Origin of the sequence: Robiginitalea aurantiaca, from assembly GCF_030380815.1 — a bacterium.
GTDB classification, from domain to species: domain Bacteria; phylum Bacteroidota; class Bacteroidia; order Flavobacteriales; family Flavobacteriaceae; genus Robiginitalea; species Robiginitalea aurantiaca.
In genome coordinates, this window is the sequence record NZ_JAUDUY010000034.1 from 1 (window position 1) to 714 (window position 714).

The window sequence follows — 714 nt, forward strand, 5'->3', positions numbered from 1 at the left end:
TTTCCTGAAGGTAGTTATACCCTCACCGCAACAGCCTACGACGGGCGCTACGGAGCCGGAAACATTATCGGTGTCACCAGCATTCAGTTCTCCATATTCGATGGTCCGGGAGATGAAACAATTCGCTTCTCAGATGCTACCAATCTCCTACAGGGGGATAACTTCAGTGGACTTGTTATGGGCGTTGTAGATATGAATGGTGATGGCAAGGATGATATTGTTCAATACGACAATGGTAGAATACTGCAAGTTCAGTATCAAAACAACTCTGGCCAGACCTTCAGTAAATATACTTTTGGACAGGTACCAAGCAGCGTAGATAGCGGCAGAATCCAATGGGCTATAGTAGTAGCAGATGTTGACAAAAATGGGTTTAACGATATTCTCTCTGGAGGTTACTACGACGGGATTAAAATTATAAAGAATAATAACGGCAATGATTCATATACTTCTGAATTTCAATCTAATGGAAGTATTTTTATACAAGGAAGCAACTTTGTGGATATTAATGCAGATGGTTGGATCGATGCTTTTACATGCCATGATGATGCAGAATCAAAGGCCTATACAAATAATCAGGATGGATCCTTTTCATATAATCCTACAATAGTTGATACAAAAACGGTTCCTTCAAGTGATAACTCAGGGAACTACGCCAGCACCTGGATCGATTATGACAATGACGGAGATCTGGACCTCTATATCTCAAAATGC

Annotated in this window: 1 protein-coding gene; it reads left to right on the forward strand. The window is 40.9% G+C overall.

Annotated features, from left to right (window positions below):
- Positions 1-714, forward strand: a 714-nt coding sequence (locus tag QU605_RS15320; RefSeq protein ID WP_289726203.1) for an FG-GAP repeat domain-containing protein, incomplete at both ends; no start/stop codon positions are given.